Raw genomic sequence first — 14,443 nt, forward strand, 5'->3', positions numbered from 1 at the left:
TGTCGGGGCACGCTCATCAGCCAGGTTCGGAGGATTCATGAGAAACCTCGCATTCGCGCTCCTTGCCGCTTCAGGCATTTTGATGTCTGGAGCAGTGACGGCAGCACCCATCACTCCTGTTGCTCCAGCTAGCGAGTCTCTTGTCACGCAAGTTCGCCACGGTGGTTGGCATCATCGCGGTGGCTGGGGACATCGCGGCGGCTGGGGTCATCGCGGCGGTTGGGGACATCGCGGCTGGCACCGGCGCGGTTGGCGTCGTGGCAGGTATGGCCCCGGTTGGGGGTTCTACGGCGGCGGCGTTGTCGTCGGCAGAAGCTGCGGAGTGGTCAGGCGCAATTGCGCATGGCGCTTCGGCTGGGGCGGGCCGAACTACCGTCGATGCGTGTGGCGTCGCGGTTGCTAACGGTCTCATCGCACATTGAAGTAAGCGGCGCGCTTTTGAGGCGGCCGCTTGCTCCCTTATGCCCCGCGTACAATCAGGCCGTGGAGAACTCTAATGCTATTTGATGGTGGATTTACATTCGCGAATTTCCTCGTGGATGCACTCGCGATATTCATGTTGTTCGTGTGGCTTTATTTGTTGATCACGATATTCAGCGATTTATTCAGCCGCCACGATATATCGCCGCTCGGTAAAGTGCTCTGGGTGATCGTACTCGTTGCGCTGCCATATATCGGTGTCTTTGCGTACATTCTCACGCAATCCTGGGGTATGGGCGAGCGTCGGCACGCGCAGATCGCCCACGCCCAGGAAGAACTTCGGCGCGTGGTCGGATACAGCCCTGCGGATGAAATCGCGAAGCTCGAGAAGCTGAAATCGGCTGGATCGATTACCGGTCAGGAGTTCGATCGGCTGCGCGCGCGTCTGGTGACCTGACGGGCTGGAGAGACGCAGTCCCGTCGGAAATTCCGACGGGACTGGCTGTCGTGCCGATGTGGATCGCTGAGTTAGAACGTGGAGCCCGAGCGCTTTGCGTCCAGGCTCCAGGGTCCGGGTCCAGCGAAGAAGATGTACAAGAAAATGAAGCAATACAGGATCGCGGAGTCGCTGCCGTTCAGAAGCGGAAAGGCGCTTTTGGGTGCGTGCGCCATCCAATAAGCGAATGCCATTTCGCCGGAGAGCACGAAGGCGACGGGCCGGGTGAAGAGCCCGACGATCAGCAGCGCGCCGCCGACAAGCTCCAGGACACCCGCGGCGCCGATGAGCGAAAAGATTTCCGGTCCCGCTCCGCCATCGGGACGCGGCGGAAATCCAAAGAGCTTCTGCGAGCCATGTTCGAAGAAGAGCACGGCGGCTACGATGCGGAGGATGCTGAGGACGCGCGGCGCCCATGCTTCCAAGGCTTGTGCATTCATCGGCAAACTCCGAGCTTGAGATTATAATAATTTCAATATCGATTCGCGTTTTCGAACGATAACCGAATATAGATCATGCGTTTCGTATCTTCTACCTGCTGGTTGATACAGCACGACGACGCGAGATGAAAACGGCGCCGCTTAGAATGCCGACCAGCCTGTTTCGCGCACGATGAGTTCCAAGGCCCGCGTGCCGAGTAATGAATTTCCTTGCGCATTGAGAGCGGGCGACCAGACGGCGATGGATGCCTCTCCCGGAACAATTGCCAATATTCCGCCGCCGACACCGCTTTTCCCCGGCAAGCCGACGCGATATGCGAAGTCGCCGGAACCGTCGTAGTGACCGCACGTCAGCATCAGCGCATTAATGCGCCGGGCGCGCTCTTTCGAAACGATCGTCAATCCGCTGCGCGGGTCGCGGCCGCCGTTCGCCAGAAAAACTCCGGCTTCCGAAAGCTGCCGAACCGTCATCTCTATTGCGCACTGATGGAAATATACGCCGAGCGTCAGCTCGCTCGGGTGGAGCAGGTTTCCGAACGCACGCATGTAGTTCGCGAGGGCGAAATTGCGGAAGCCCGTTGCCTGCTCGGAGCGGGCGACCGCGGGGTCGATCATGATCGTATCGTCGTTCGCGGCGATCCGCACAAAGCGCAGGATTTCGGCGATCGCCTCGCGAGGCTGGTGTCCCGCAAGCAAGACGTCGGCGACGACGATGGCGCCGGAATTGATGAACGGGTTGCGAGGGATGCCTTGTTCATGTTCGAGCTGCACGATGGAATTGAAGGCGCTGCCGGAAGGCTCCCGCCCGACGCGTTTCCACAGTCCGTCACCCACTTTGCCGAGCGCCAGGGCGAGGCCAAAGACCTTGGAGATGCTTTGTATCGAGAACGCCTCGACATCATCTCCGGTTGAGACCGTGTCGCCCTTCAGATTGGTGATCGATATCGCAAATTTCTTGGGATCAATCTTCGCGAGTTCGGGGATGTAGTCGGCAACCTTGCCGTGATGCGCGCCTGATTGCAGTTCATCGCGCACTTTGTCGAGAAGATGCTTCAGGTCGGCCATTTCCATAGTCAAAATTCAGGCTTTCTGTTTGCTCGGCGTGGACGATCGCAAGTTTCGCCGCTCCGGGTCACCGGATCGAGGACATCAAACCAAAATAGATAAAGAAGGCTGAGGCCGTGGCAAGCCGCCTGATCGGCGACTGCGGTCGCTTGCGAGCATTCGTAGCTCGCGGGGCCGAAGGTCGGGCGATGATCCCGTCCGCGTGCGGTAAAATTCGGGGGCGGTGCGCGACAAGCTCGTCGAATTGCATCGCGACGAAGAAAATCGAGACTACAAAAAAAGCTGACCGGCGGACGGGAACGCCGGTCAGCTGACGGGATCGTGTGGTCGGTTCTATTTAGAAATGGACGTCGATGCGAGCCGAGCCGACGTGCGCGAGGTAGTCTTCGCGAACATTGGCGTCGTAGTTGATTTCGAACGTTGAATTGAAACCGATCTGAGCGAGCATGCCGATGCCGAGATCGGCGCTGTCGCGTCCGACGCCGGGTCCGGCTGCGGTGAAGGTACCGCCGCCCGCCGCGAAGCTGGCGTTTACGACCTGCGCGTCGTCGGCGAACTCATGCAGCCAGAGCGCGCGGCCTTCGATGACCGTGTCGCTGGCGATCGGCACCAATGCTTTGACACCCAGACCGGACACGAACGAGTCGTTGTTCTGGCTGCCGACCGCGAGAGCCATCCCGCCATCACTGGCCTCGGAATATCCGTCCTGATGCAGTCGCGAGTAGGTGAGCGACGCAACGGGCGTGATGATCGTTCCGGAGTGGGCCATCGGCGCGCCGATTTCGACTGAGGCATTGAACTGATCGCCATTGTGGCTTCCCTTGGCGACGTCTTCGAAGGGCTCCGTCATTGCGCGTTGGGTGTCGTAGTCGTGCCATGTGAAGCCGGTGCGTCCGGTCGCATACCAACCGGAGCCTTTCACGGCGCCGTAGGCCTGGATCAGGTAGCTGTCGATGTCTGTGTGGTTGTGCGTCGTGTCGCCTTCGTCGTCGATGCGCGTGTTGGCGTAGCCGCCGGCGACACCGACGCGCATGCCCGGTGAGATCCAGTTGTCGTAACCGACCATGAGCCCATAGATGCGGGCATCATAGCCGTCGACGTCCTGGCGTTCGTTCTGGTTCATGCCGGCGCCGAATGCCTGACCCCAGAGCGCCGCACTGCGCGGCGCGATGAACTCCGGATCGTCCTTGAGGCTGCCGCCGAGGTTCGAGCGATTGGGGTCGGTTTGCTGCGGTTTCATCCCGAGGCCGTAAGGTGCGCTCGTGTAGCCCTGGGATGCGCCGGTGGCGCCGACTGAGTTCAGACGCGTATCGATGTGCTGGCCGATTGCGTTGTTCAGCGTGATCGCTGCTTGCTGCGTGGCGAAGTTCGTCTCGGGCGAGAGCTGCTTGCCCGCTTTCTTGACGTCGTCTTCGTCGCTGAGGCTCAAAACCGCCGCTCCGAGAGCTTGCAGATCGTCATCGGTGCCGGTGTAACCCAATAAAGCTTTCAGCGTGCTGACGCCGGGTTTCGACAGACCTTCGACGTCGGACGCATCCTTGACGTCGGCTCCCACGACAAGCTGGTCAGCCGTGTTTTTGGCAATGCTCCAGTTCACGAAGAAGCTGTTGGCGTCTTCATTGATGGTCGGCAGCGTATCGCCGTAGAGCTTATTGGCGACAAGGAAATACTCGCCGTCGTGGACGATGGCGTCGAGCTTTGGAGCAACGGTAACGATCGCCCCATTGTTGCCGCCCGTGTTGATCGTGCTGGCATTGAAGTCGAACTTGCCGGTCGTGGTGTTGAAGGTGCCGGTGCCGATGGACAGCGTACCGCCGATATAGCCGCTATTGAGCGAGGCGTTGTCTTCCGTGGTGTGACCGACGCCGCTGCCTGTGATGTGGGTCACGATGTCGACTTTGTATGGGCTATTGTAGCCGGCATTGCCTGAATCGGAGCCGTTGGGGTTCGTCCAATTTGTCCTGTCGCCGGTGCGAACATTGACGTCGCCCGTGAGCGTGCCGGCGTTGTCGAGTTTGAAGTAATGGTCGGGGCGGGCATTCAAAAATGCTGCGATCGTGTCGGCTTTCGTCAGCTTCTTGTAGACTTCGCCGTCATCGTCGTCGTCGTCACCTTCCTGCGGCATGCCGTCGGCGTAAACATACCGGTCCCAAGCCCCAAGGCCGGTCTGCTCATAATTGAAATTACGTCGCATATCGACGTTGATCGACGTTGCGGTTCCCTCGGCCGCGCCGCGGATCGTTCCTGTGTTGACGATCGTATGGCTGCCCGATCCTAACGTGATGTTGTCGGCGCCGATTGTGCCGGCGTTCTCGATGTATGTGTCGTGACGGCCGACACCGGAATCATTCGGCGCAAGCTTCAAGCCATCATAGTACTTGCCGGCGATCGAATAGGACGAAAACCAACGCACCGCGTTGGCATCAGTCGACACAATGTCGCCCGTTATGGTGCCGGTCTTGTTATTGACGATGTTGGTGCGGCCGACGGTGATCTTGTCGACACCGTCCTCGTTCTCCGGCTTTGCTTCGACGTAGCTGCCGATCGCGAGCGGCGCTTTTATGGTGCCGTCATTTTCGATGTATGACGAGGTGCCGAACGTATACACACCGGCGGTTAGAGGTCCTTTGCCCTCGATCGTTGCGTCTTTTTTGTTGTAAACGAAGAAGCGTTCGGTGCCTTCGTTCTGGAAGACAGCAGCGGCATTCCCGAGGTTGCCAGAAAATGTCGCGTTGGCGTTGCCGCTGGTCGGTGCGGGCACCGTCACGTTGGTACTTCCCGAGCCGGTTCCGCTGACGGTATTGGTGTTGATCGTGATCGAGGTGGCGGTGCGTTCCGCCGTAATCGTTCCGTGGTTTACGATCGTCATTTCTTCCGGATTGTTGCGACCGTCGCCGGATTGTTGCGCGGCGATGCCGTAAACGGCACCTGTCCCGGCATGCTGCGCGAGCACGTCTCCCCAGTTCTCAACAGAGACGGATACGCCGTGCTGAATAGCGGCGACGCCAACGACGGTGTGTGCGCTCCGATCCGCGACGGAATTCACATCCAGATTCGCAGTGATCTTTGCGGTATCCATGATAGCAAGCGAGGTGTTTTGGCCGAGCAAAGCCACCGCGACGTGCCAGTTTGCACCGATGCCCGCATAGTCGAGTGGCGCGCCGGTGCCCGTGTTGTTGATTGCGGCGGAGTTGGTGTTTCCGGCGCCGCTCCTGGTGACATCCTGCGTCAGCACGGCCTTGCCGCGACATATCCGATTGATGGCGTCGGGCTTTCCTCCCGTGACACCGACAGGGGGTGACGTCGACGGGATATAGTCGCAATTTTCGTCCGCGAAGGCCTGATGCGACGCGCTCATCATGAGCGTCGCGGTCAGCGTCGCCAGCGCGATGTGGCCACGGCGCATGCTGAATGTCTGGTTGTGTTTCGGCATAAGTTCCCCCCTGCCCCCGGGAACGGCCCGGTTGGCTTCTTTCTTTTTGATTGGCTTTGAAGTGACGTGGGCGGCGGCGCTTCGACCGGCGCTGAGGTTCAACGTTGCGACGTTTGCTTTCGTCGCTTCCTAGGATTCCCGTCCTCGTTAGAATACTTCCACTGCCGTATTGCTATCGGGCGGCGACGCTCGCGGGATATGGGATATGGGATATGTTCCTGGATGATTATTCAGTCTGCAATTAAATCGAAGCGTTGCAGTTTGGATACGCGTGGCGATTAAGTCAGAGTTTTTCCCGAGCGTTTAGAAATTGTTGTTGAATTGTTTGGGTGCGAGCAAGGCGATTCGCTGCCTCGAGCTGGATCGCTCTGAGTGCTTGGGAAGATTGGTGATGTCTGGAATTTTTTGGAGCGGGCGAAGGGAATCGAACCCTCGTATGCAGCTTGGGAAGCTGCCGTTCTACCATTGAACTACGCCCGCAGGTGCTTGACCGCCGCGGTTTCTGGCATGTTTTCGGGGCGTGCGCAAACCTCGCCCGCGAGGATCGGTCAATTCAGCCGTTTGGCCGCGACGCATTTTCCAGGTCCGGTCCGTTTGTCACCAAGATCCTGTTTTATGATATGAGCTGTTTGATCCGTGGGGTGGCCGCTAGGGGCGGCCGTCGAACGTCCGGGGGACGCATGAAGTCGATGGCGCGCATTTCCGGCTTGGCTATTGTGGCGGCTTCAGTTTTCGCGTGCGGCGAGGTTGCTGCCGCCGACGTCCACACGCGTGCGTTGGACACGTCCATTCCCGCCAGCTCCATGCCGGCTGCTTCGGGAGGCGACAAGGCTGCGGCCGACGATCTCTCATCGCGCATCGATCAGTTGGAAGCCAATCGGACGGCGGCCGGGCAGCAGCCGAAATCTCCCATCAGTCTCAGCGTCAGCGGATGGGTGAGCCAAGAGGTCACCGTTTCACGCAGCAAATAAGATTTGCAGGGCTCGCCTCTCCGCATCGGCGGATTGGCGAACTCCTCAGATTGCACTTTGTCGGCGCGTTGTGCGCGTCCGACAGCGGTCGCGGCTATTTTCGGTTCGCCAGAAGGTCGCGGATTTCCTTCAGATAGAGTTCGCTTGGCGTGGGTGCCGGTCCAGTCGCAGACGTCGGTCTCTGCATCCGATTGATGCCTTTGACGAGCAGGAAGATCGCGAATGCCGTGATGAGAAACTTGATCAGGGCATTGAGGAAAACGCCGTACTTGATCAGAACCGGATCGGTCGGCGTCGGAATTGCAACGGCAAGGCTGGAAAAATCGATGCCGGCAAGCAGATACCCGATCGGGGGCATGATGATGTTTTCGACAAGCGTCGAGACGATCGGCGCGAAGGCGGCGCCCATGATGACGCCGATGGCAAGGTCTATGACGTTGCCGCGCATCGCAAATTCTTTGAATTCGTCCACGATTTTCATGCAAGATATCCTTTCCGATATGGTCGAGCTGGGCTTACTGAAAGACGTCGCGAAGACGTATGCGGTCGGCCCATCCCGCCGTCGCAGGAGCCCACTAAATTTGCGGTTTGGAGCGAATTCGACATTCCCTTCTCGAATCGCGCCCTAATTTTAGGGAATGACACGGTGGCCGCAAAGAAGACCTCGTCGGGTTCCAGATCGGCACGGTTGGATAAACAGTCGTGTTGGACAAACGGTTGTGGCGGCGGGCATAATCTGAAACGGGGCCACGCGAAAGCCGTCCGGGGGACAAACACATGATCGAACGCAAAGAGCGCAAACCGTACTGGCGGCATACGAAATGGCAGGTTCTCGCCAGCCTGATCCCGTTTCTCGCGATCGTTATCGTGCTGCCGCTTTATGCCGACCAGCTGAACGCTAGCCGCTTCTTCGGCTTCCCGCTCGGTTACTTCCTCGCGGCGCACGGGTTTTTCGCAATCGCCGTCGTGACGGTCGCGAGTTACGTCAATCGACAGAACGCGATCGATCACTGGCACGGCGCCCACGAGGAGATGTAAGGGGCAGGCATGGCGTTCGGTGCGCGCGCGCGGGTGGTCAATCCTCGCCTCGGAATTTATTTCAGCATTTTCGCGGCGCTGTTCACGGCGCTGTTTCTGCTTGTTCTGATTTTCGAGCAGCTGAGGTTCAACGAAACACTTTTGCAAATGGCATTCTTTGCCGTCCCGATGCTCTTTTACGCGGGCATCGGGCTTTCGGTCGGCTCCAATGACGCGCTCAATTATTTCGCGGCCGGGCGGCGTGTGCCAGCCGCGTATACGGGGCTTCTGCTCGCGGCCTCCACGCTCGGCGGCACACTGATCGTCGCCGGAACGGGTGCGTTCTTCTTCGCGGGTTTCGATGCGGTCGTTCTTCTGATGGGCACGCTCACGGGGTTCGTCGTGATGGCGATCGTGCTGGCTCCGTTCTATCGCAAGTTCGGAGCATTTACGGTGCCGAGCTATCTCGGACGCCGTTTCGAAAATCGCGCGCTTCGGATCGTCGCCGCCGTCGTCGTGGCCGTGCCGATGCTGCTCGTTCTTTCGGCGGAGCTTCACATGGGGGCCGGCATCGCGGGGCGGCTGATCGCGCTCAATCCTAATCTGATCGTGTGCATTTTAGCGTTGAGCGTCGCGGTTACGACGGCAGCAGGCGGGAAGCGGTCGTTGACGTGGGCAGGGGTCGCGCAGTCCATCGCACTTTTCTTGGCGCTGCTCGGTGTTGCAACGACGGTCAGCGTGATCGTGACCAATCTGCCGATCCCGCAGCTCGCCAATGGCCCCATGGTGCGCAGCCTTGTGCGCAACGAAATCAGCGAAGGACTGCAGCTCATCAAGGTGTGGCCGCTGGCGTTCGATTTTCCTGGTGAAGGTTTCGCGGCGCTGACCAAGCCCTATACGCAACCCTTTGGCGCTGTCGGGACATTCGGTTTTGCAATCGGCACATTCGCGATTGCCGCCGGGGTCAGCACCGCGCCGTGGCTGCTGCCGCGCGTGGCTGCGTCGCCAAGCGTCTACGAAGCGCGCAAGGCGCTCGGGTGGGCGACGGTGTTTTCCGGCCTGGCGCTGCTCACGATGTCGTCGGTCGCCATTTTTATGCGCGACTTCGCGCTCGATGCAGTCATTAGCGAGCGGCTCGGACCGTTGCCGAAGTGGCTTTACGATGCCGCGGCCGCGCATCTCGTCTCATTCGATCAGACGGCGACGCGGCTCGGATTCAGCGGTCTGAAGTTTGATCGTGACGGTGTCTTGTTCGCGTTGCCGATCGCAACCGGGCTGCCGCAGGCGTTTTTCTACGTGCTGCTTGCCGGCGCGCTCGCGGCGGTGCTGGTGGCGGCGGGTTCGACGATGGTCTCACTGGCGGCGATCCTCGGCGAGGACGTCGTGCAAGGTATGTCGTGGGAGCCTGTTGCGCCGCAAGCGCGCGTTTGGATCACGCGCAGCTTTGTCGGCGTCGTCGCGGTGTGCGGAGCGATATTGACGATAATCGCGCCGACCGATCCGCTTCGATTGGTGCTTTGGGCACTTTCCATCACTGGGGCCAGTCTGTTTCCGGTCATGATCTTGTCGGTGTGGTGGAAGCGGCTGACCGCCAATGGCGCGGTCGCGGGGCTGGTGGCAGGGTTCGGCGCCGCTGCCTTCGCCATTCTGCTGAGCGAGGTTGGCGCGCTCGGCGTGCCAAGTCCAATCGCGGGAATCTTGGGATTGCCGGTATCCTTCGCAATGGCGCTCAGTATCAGCATTCTGCGTCCGGGTGCATCGCGGCATGCGCTCGAAATCGTGCGCGACATCCGCGTTCCGGGCGGCGAAATCATTTACGACAGGCAGATGCAGCGTTTGCAGCTGCGAAAACACGCGCGCACTTGATGCCCCAAGGGCAAGCGCTTAATGCTTGTGCAGGCGTTGCGCTTGAGTTCGGAGAGAGCCATCCAGCGCTTTCCGAAAAACGCGACCGTCGATCAGCCTGCCGCAGCGGTGCGGCTGGAGACCACAGCCGCTGCACAAGCGAAATTTGAAAGCTGCGAAAACATGACTATCCGCGACCGGCTCGATCTTTACCCGCCGATCTTCCCGTATCGGGAACATCGCCTTCGGACCAGCGGCGGGCATACGCTCTATGTCGAGGAGTGCGGAAATCCGAACGGTCAACCGGTGCTGATCGTTCACGGTGGTCCTGGCGGCGGCAGCAATCCGACGATGCGCCGCTTTCACAATCCGGAACGATACCGGATCGTACTTTTCGATCAGCGCGGTTGCGGTCAGTCAACTCCGAACGCATCCATTGAAAACAACACGACGCAGGATCTGGTCGAGGACATCGAGCGCATTCGCCAGGAGTTCGGCATCGAGCGTTGGCAACTTTTCGGCGGCTCGTGGGGATCGACGCTGGCGCTCGCCTATGCGGAAACCTACCCGGAACGTGTCAACGCGCTCATCCTGCGCGGAATTTTTCTCAGTACGAAGGCCGAGCTGCGCTGGTTCTACCAGGACGGTTGCAGCTGGATTTTTCCGGAAGCATTTGCCGAATTCCAGCGCCGTATTCCTCACGACGAGCGCGACGACATGATCGCGGCGTATCATCACCGTTTGAACTCGAACGATCCTGCAACCGTGATGTCTGCCGCGCGCGCGTGGAGCGTTTGGGAAGGGACGACGCTATCGCTTGTTCCGGAGCCCGATCGCGTCGCCCGGTTCAGCGCCGATGCGTATGCGGTCGCGTTCGCGCGGATCGAGAGCCACTATTTCGTCAACGGCGGATTTTTTCGCCGCGACGGCGAACTGTTGACCAATGCCGGGCGGCTCAAGGGCATTCCGGGAATCATCGCGCACGGTCGCTATGACGTGGTGACGCCGATTCGAAGCGCGGTGTTGCTGCATCAGGCGTGGGCCGATTCGGAATTGCGGGTTGCCGCCGACGCGGGCCATGCGATGACGGAGCCCGGACTCGTGCATGAGCTCATTCGTGCAACGCGGCAGTTTTCTTCCGGCTACTAGAGCCTTACCGATTTTGGTGGACTCGCGGAAAGGCTCTAGCTCTTTATTTTGTCGTGCTTCCTACCGGAAAACCGGTTCCCACTTTTCCGGAAGCGCTCTAGCCGCGGCGTTCAAAGCGATCCTTTGGGCGGCGGCGTTGCGTCGGCGGGTGGCGGCGGTAGAGGATTGTCGAGATCCTTCACGCGATCGCGGACTTTTTTGTAAACCCGCTCCAGATAGTCGAGCGCCTGATCGATTTCTTGTTCGGTCGGCAACTGGGCCTTTCCGCCAGGCGGTCCTTCGAGCGGGAGTTTCGTTTCAAGCGAGTCCTCGAGCGCCTTGACGCGGTCCTTGAGATCGCGGTTTTCGCGTTCGAGCTTCGAAAGCTCGGCCGCGGCGGCGGGCGTGTGATCCTCGACGGGCGTGCAACTCCATGCCGTGCCGGAACGCGCGCACATCGCGACCGCGCCGGTCTCTTTGTCGAGCCGCAGGAAGCCGCCGTCGACCGGCGACATCGTAAAGCGGCCGCCAATGTTATCCGCAGTATCGGCGACCGCGACAGTTGTCAAAGCGAGTGCGATCAGCGTCGCTCCGCAAGCTATCTTGCTCCGCATCCGAACCGTCCTTCTGCTTCGCGTTTGCCGGGCTCATACACGATGAGTGTGGCAAATCCAGTTACCTCGTTGAAAACGAATCACACCGCAATATCACGGATTCGAGCCAAAACAGGCCTCTCGCGGCTTCGGTCGACCGGTCCTTAGTCCCTGAAAATATGGGTACTTTCTCGATTTTCCATACATCTTAACGCGGTATTTACTGCCGATCTGCGACCTTGCTCACCGTGAACAGTGCTGCGTCCGCCAACGATCGCGTTTTTGCGCGGCACGGACGACCTCCAATGTGCCCTGCGGATGAACGCCTCGATCGTGCCGGACCGGCAACCGCCGTGCCGCTTCGAGGGGAACATGCCTAGTCCAGAATTCAATCAACAAAATGCACTCAGCGGCGACGGGCAAGGTTCCTCGGAGTACGAGGAGGAGCACAGCGAACTTAAAGCGCTCGTCGACGCGATTGCCGCGCAGCTTTCGGACGCGACGCGCCGCCATTCCGAAACGCTGGGCGAAATGCAGGACAGGATCGCGGTCATGGGCCGGGAGGCCGAGGTGCTGCGCGATCACATCCCCGAGCAGTTCGCACCGACCTTCGAACATATCGAGGCGGGCGTCGCCGAACTCGCGAAACGGCTCGCACGGGCGAACGACTCCGATGCCGTGGCGAACCAGGACGCCAACCCCTGGGATCACGATAACGCGGAAGCTCTGAGCAACGTCTTCGAGACCCACGGTCGGAAAAGTGCTGAGGTGTCGTCGGCCGCATATGCGTCGCCGGCTTTTGCCCCACAGGCGAGCATTGACCAGGCGTGGTTCGAAGCGCGATTTGCGGAAATTGCGCGCGACATCGAGCAGTCGCTTGCTGAAATCAGGCCCGATCGCGGGTTTCATCAGATCGGCGAACGGCTCGACCAGTTCGAGCAGCGGTTCAGCGGACTGCTCGAAAGCGTTGCGACGCGGGCCGACCTCGATTCCGTGCGGCTCATCGAAGAGCACGTGAGCGAGGTGGTCAATCATCTGGTCCAGACGCAGGATCAGCTGGCGCGTCTTACTGCGATCGAGGATCAGCTTGCGGCGATCACGCAGACGTTGTCCGGCGGGAACGAGACGACACTTTCAGGCGTGCAAACTGCGATGGCGATGCCGGGGTCCGGCCTGGACGTCGAAGCGATCGCGCGGGCGGCCGCCGAACAGACGGCGATGCGGTTCGCGGGCATGGGGACCGGATCTCATGAGGCCGCCGGAGAATTGCGCCCGCTCATCGAGCGCATGATGGAAGAAAACCGCAGCGGCGGCGAAAATACTTCGGCGCTGCTTGATACGATGCAGCAGGCGATGATCCGCCTTCTGGATCGCGTCGACGAGATTGAATTCGCGCAGCGCAAAGATGCTCCGATTCCTCAGGCCTCGTTCGAGGATTTTGCAACGGCGCCGCCGCCTCTCTCCGACTATCCGTTCCAGACGGGCGAGAGCGACCACGATCCGCTCGATTTCAGCGACGAGATCGCTTCGCCGGTCCGGCCCGAGGCGATGCCGTCCGCGCGCGACGCTGATCCGTTCGAACATGAAAATGCCATCGAGCAGGGCGCTCGCAAGAACGAGAAGCTGCGGCAGGACTTTATCGCCGAAGCGCGTCGCGCGAAAATGCGCCTGTCGTCGGCGGCAGACGATGACATCGTTGTCACGTCGCCAATGCATTCCGATACTTTTTCAATGTCGTCGCCGGATGCGGTGCGCGGGCCGCAAGGCAGCAGGCCAATTCGTCCCACGGCGACGCGGTCCAAGGCATCAGGCCCGTCGGGACCGTCACCGCGTTTGATCGTTCTCGCAGTTGCTGCGCTTCTGGCATTGGGCGGTCTGTGGTTCACCGTCGGTTCGGATACTCCGGCGCCGGTTGCCGGCTCATCGACGTCAGTTTCTCCGGCTGCGTCCCACAACGATGGAAAATCGGGCGCCGGTACAAATGTACCGGATCAGAAGGGCAACGGCGCACAGTCGCCAGAGGCTGGCGGTCGCGGGGATCAGCAGGGCCAGCTCATTCCGGGCGGCACCGGCACGGCGAATACGAATGTGTCCATGCTCGGCGTTGCGGTCGATCTCAATAGTCCCGCAACGGAAGCCAGCATGCAGCAGGCGCAACGCCATCAGGCGATGGCCGAGCTCTCGGGCAAGCTCGGCGACGCGGCTTCGCAGGCAAATAACGCGGCGCTCGTTCCTGCCTCGATGGTTCCGACGGAAGCCGAGACGGAGGGAGCGCCCGCTGCCGCCGCTGCCGCCCCGTCGAGTGATGCGACCGGCCAGATGCGCTTCGAACTGCCGCCCGCGACGGTCGGCCCGCTGTCGCTGCGCCTCGCGGCCGCCAACGGCGATGCATCGGCCGAATTCGAAGTCGGCGCTCGTATTGCCGAAGGCAAAGGAACGCCGCAGGACTTCAAGGACGCTGCAAAATGGTATCGTCGCGCGGCCGACCAGGGGCTCGCGCCAGCTCAGTACCGTCTTGGAACGTTCTACGAGCGCGGCCTCGGGATGAAGGCCGACCGGGCGCAGGCGGAAGCATGGTACAAGCGCGCCGCCGCCAAGGGCAATGTCAAGGCGATGCATAATCTCGCGGTGCTGAGCGCCAATCAGAACGACCAGTCGCCGGATTACACCACCGCGGCGCAATGGTTCGAGCAGGCCGCGAAGCGCGGTCTGGCCGACAGCCAGTTCAACCTTGCGATCCTTTATGAGAACGGTCTCGGCGTGAGCAAAGACCTGAAGCAAGCCTACATGTGGATCTCACTGGCAGCGCAGGACAAGGACGCCGATGCGGTGCGCCGGCAAGGTAGCCTGCGCAGCAAACTGACGGCCAAAGACCTCAGCGAAGCTGAGCGCATGATCGGCGAATGGCGGGCGGTTCCGGTCGACCGTACCGTCAATGATGCCCGTCTGGTCGGCGAGGAGTGGAAGAAAACTCCGACGAAAAGTATCGCGGGCTGAGGCAAACCGCTACGCTTAGGCGAGCCGCTGACGTAAAT

12 protein-coding genes and 1 tRNA gene are annotated in these 14,443 nt (G+C 60.5%); 7 read left to right on the plus strand and 6 right to left on the minus strand.

Translation table 11 applies throughout. The annotated features are described in order from the left end of the window. The first annotated feature begins 140 nt into the window (after positions 1-140). Positions 141-422 (plus strand): hypothetical protein, encoded by a 282-nt coding sequence (locus tag WC026_RS06645; RefSeq protein ID WP_372710052.1) that lies wholly within the window; start codon positions 141-143, stop codon positions 420-422. A gap of 74 nt (positions 423-496) precedes the next feature. Beyond that, positions 497-877, plus strand: a complete 381-nt coding sequence (locus WC026_RS06650; RefSeq protein WP_372710053.1) for a PLD nuclease N-terminal domain-containing protein — start codon at positions 497-499, stop codon at positions 875-877. 71 nt (positions 878-948) lie between these two features. On the opposite strand, the gene WC026_RS06655 is transcribed toward WC026_RS06650, so the two are convergent. The 4 genes from WC026_RS06655 to WC026_RS06670 form a co-directional block, all read right to left on the minus strand. After that, positions 949-1,356 carry a DoxX family protein gene (locus WC026_RS06655; RefSeq protein ID WP_372710054.1) on the minus strand — a complete coding sequence of 136 codons (408 nt, stop codon included), beginning with the start codon at positions 1,354-1,356 and terminating at the stop codon, positions 949-951. A 141-nt stretch (positions 1,357-1,497) separates the two neighbouring features. Then, complete coding sequence (locus tag WC026_RS06660) at positions 1,498-2,421, minus strand: glutaminase (RefSeq protein ID WP_372710110.1); 924 nt, start codon at positions 2,419-2,421, stop codon at positions 1,498-1,500. A 337-nt stretch (positions 2,422-2,758) separates the two neighbouring features. Continuing rightward, complete coding sequence (locus WC026_RS06665; RefSeq protein WP_372710055.1) at positions 2,759-5,854, minus strand: autotransporter outer membrane beta-barrel domain-containing protein; 3,096 nt, start codon at positions 5,852-5,854, stop codon at positions 2,759-2,761. A gap of 406 nt (positions 5,855-6,260) precedes the next feature. Continuing rightward, positions 6,261-6,334, minus strand: a tRNA-Gly gene (locus WC026_RS06670). Positions 6,335-6,534: 200 nt separating this feature from the next. Between WC026_RS06670 and WC026_RS06675 the strand changes: the two genes are divergently transcribed. Beyond that, positions 6,535-6,825 (plus strand): hypothetical protein, encoded by a 291-nt coding sequence (locus WC026_RS06675; protein WP_372710056.1) that lies wholly within the window; start codon positions 6,535-6,537, stop codon positions 6,823-6,825. A 94-nt stretch (positions 6,826-6,919) separates the two neighbouring features. On the opposite strand, the gene mscL is transcribed toward WC026_RS06675, so the two are convergent. Further along, the gene (gene mscL, locus WC026_RS06680) at positions 6,920-7,306 is read right to left on the minus strand and encodes a large-conductance mechanosensitive channel protein MscL (RefSeq protein WP_372710057.1); all 387 of its coding nucleotides are present in this window, start codon (positions 7,304-7,306) and stop codon (positions 6,920-6,922) included. Positions 7,307-7,602: 296 nt separating this feature from the next. Here mscL and WC026_RS06685 point away from each other — a divergent pair, with 296 nt between their 5' ends. The 3 genes from WC026_RS06685 (at position 7,603) to pip (ending at position 10,836) form a co-directional block, all read left to right on the plus strand. Continuing rightward, entirely contained in the window at positions 7,603-7,863 is a 261-nt protein-coding gene (locus tag WC026_RS06685) for a DUF4212 domain-containing protein (protein WP_041921501.1), read from the plus strand. Between the two features lie 9 nt (positions 7,864-7,872). After that, positions 7,873-9,708, plus strand: coding sequence for a cation acetate symporter (locus WC026_RS06690; protein WP_372710058.1), 1,836 nt, complete (start codon positions 7,873-7,875; stop codon positions 9,706-9,708). A 162-nt stretch (positions 9,709-9,870) separates the two neighbouring features. Further along, the gene (pip, locus tag WC026_RS06695) at positions 9,871-10,836 is read left to right on the plus strand and encodes a prolyl aminopeptidase (RefSeq protein ID WP_372710111.1); all 966 of its coding nucleotides are present in this window, start codon (positions 9,871-9,873) and stop codon (positions 10,834-10,836) included. A 110-nt stretch (positions 10,837-10,946) separates the two neighbouring features. Here pip and WC026_RS06700 read toward each other — a convergent pair whose 3' ends face one another. Then, positions 10,947-11,429 carry a hypothetical protein gene (locus WC026_RS06700; RefSeq protein WP_372710059.1) on the minus strand — a complete coding sequence of 161 codons (483 nt, stop codon included), beginning with the start codon at positions 11,427-11,429 and terminating at the stop codon, positions 10,947-10,949. A 351-nt stretch (positions 11,430-11,780) separates the two neighbouring features. Here WC026_RS06700 and WC026_RS06705 point away from each other — a divergent pair, with 351 nt between their 5' ends. Next, positions 11,781-14,405 (plus strand): tetratricopeptide repeat protein, encoded by a 2,625-nt coding sequence (locus tag WC026_RS06705; RefSeq protein ID WP_372710060.1) that lies wholly within the window; start codon positions 11,781-11,783, stop codon positions 14,403-14,405. Positions 14,406-14,443: the final 38 nt, after the last annotated feature.

The organism is Hyphomicrobium sp. (assembly GCF_041674905.1).
In the GTDB taxonomy this organism is placed as follows: domain Bacteria; phylum Pseudomonadota; class Alphaproteobacteria; order Rhizobiales; family Hyphomicrobiaceae; genus Hyphomicrobium_B.

Coding starts and splice junctions, on each gene's coding strand:
- WC026_RS06685 (WP_041921501.1), top strand. CDS start 7,603: ATGATCGAACGCAAAGAGCGCAAACCGTACTGGCGGCATACGAAATGG.
- mscL (WP_372710057.1), bottom strand. CDS start 7,306: ATGAAAATCGTGGACGAATTCAAAGAATTTGCGATGCGCGGCAACGTC.
- WC026_RS06675 (WP_372710056.1), top strand. CDS start 6,535: ATGAAGTCGATGGCGCGCATTTCCGGCTTGGCTATTGTGGCGGCTTCA.
- WC026_RS06705 (WP_372710060.1), top strand. CDS start 11,781: ATGCCTAGTCCAGAATTCAATCAACAAAATGCACTCAGCGGCGACGGG.
- WC026_RS06700 (WP_372710059.1), bottom strand. CDS start 11,429: ATGCGGAGCAAGATAGCTTGCGGAGCGACGCTGATCGCACTCGCTTTG.
- WC026_RS06690 (WP_372710058.1), top strand. CDS start 7,873: ATGGCGTTCGGTGCGCGCGCGCGGGTGGTCAATCCTCGCCTCGGAATT.
- WC026_RS06650 (WP_372710053.1), top strand. CDS start 497: ATGCTATTTGATGGTGGATTTACATTCGCGAATTTCCTCGTGGATGCA.
- pip (WP_372710111.1), top strand. CDS start 9,871: ATGACTATCCGCGACCGGCTCGATCTTTACCCGCCGATCTTCCCGTAT.
- WC026_RS06660 (WP_372710110.1), bottom strand. CDS start 2,421: ATGGCCGACCTGAAGCATCTTCTCGACAAAGTGCGCGATGAACTGCAA.
- WC026_RS06665 (WP_372710055.1), bottom strand. CDS start 5,854: ATGCCGAAACACAACCAGACATTCAGCATGCGCCGTGGCCACATCGCG.
- WC026_RS06655 (WP_372710054.1), bottom strand. CDS start 1,356: ATGAATGCACAAGCCTTGGAAGCATGGGCGCCGCGCGTCCTCAGCATC.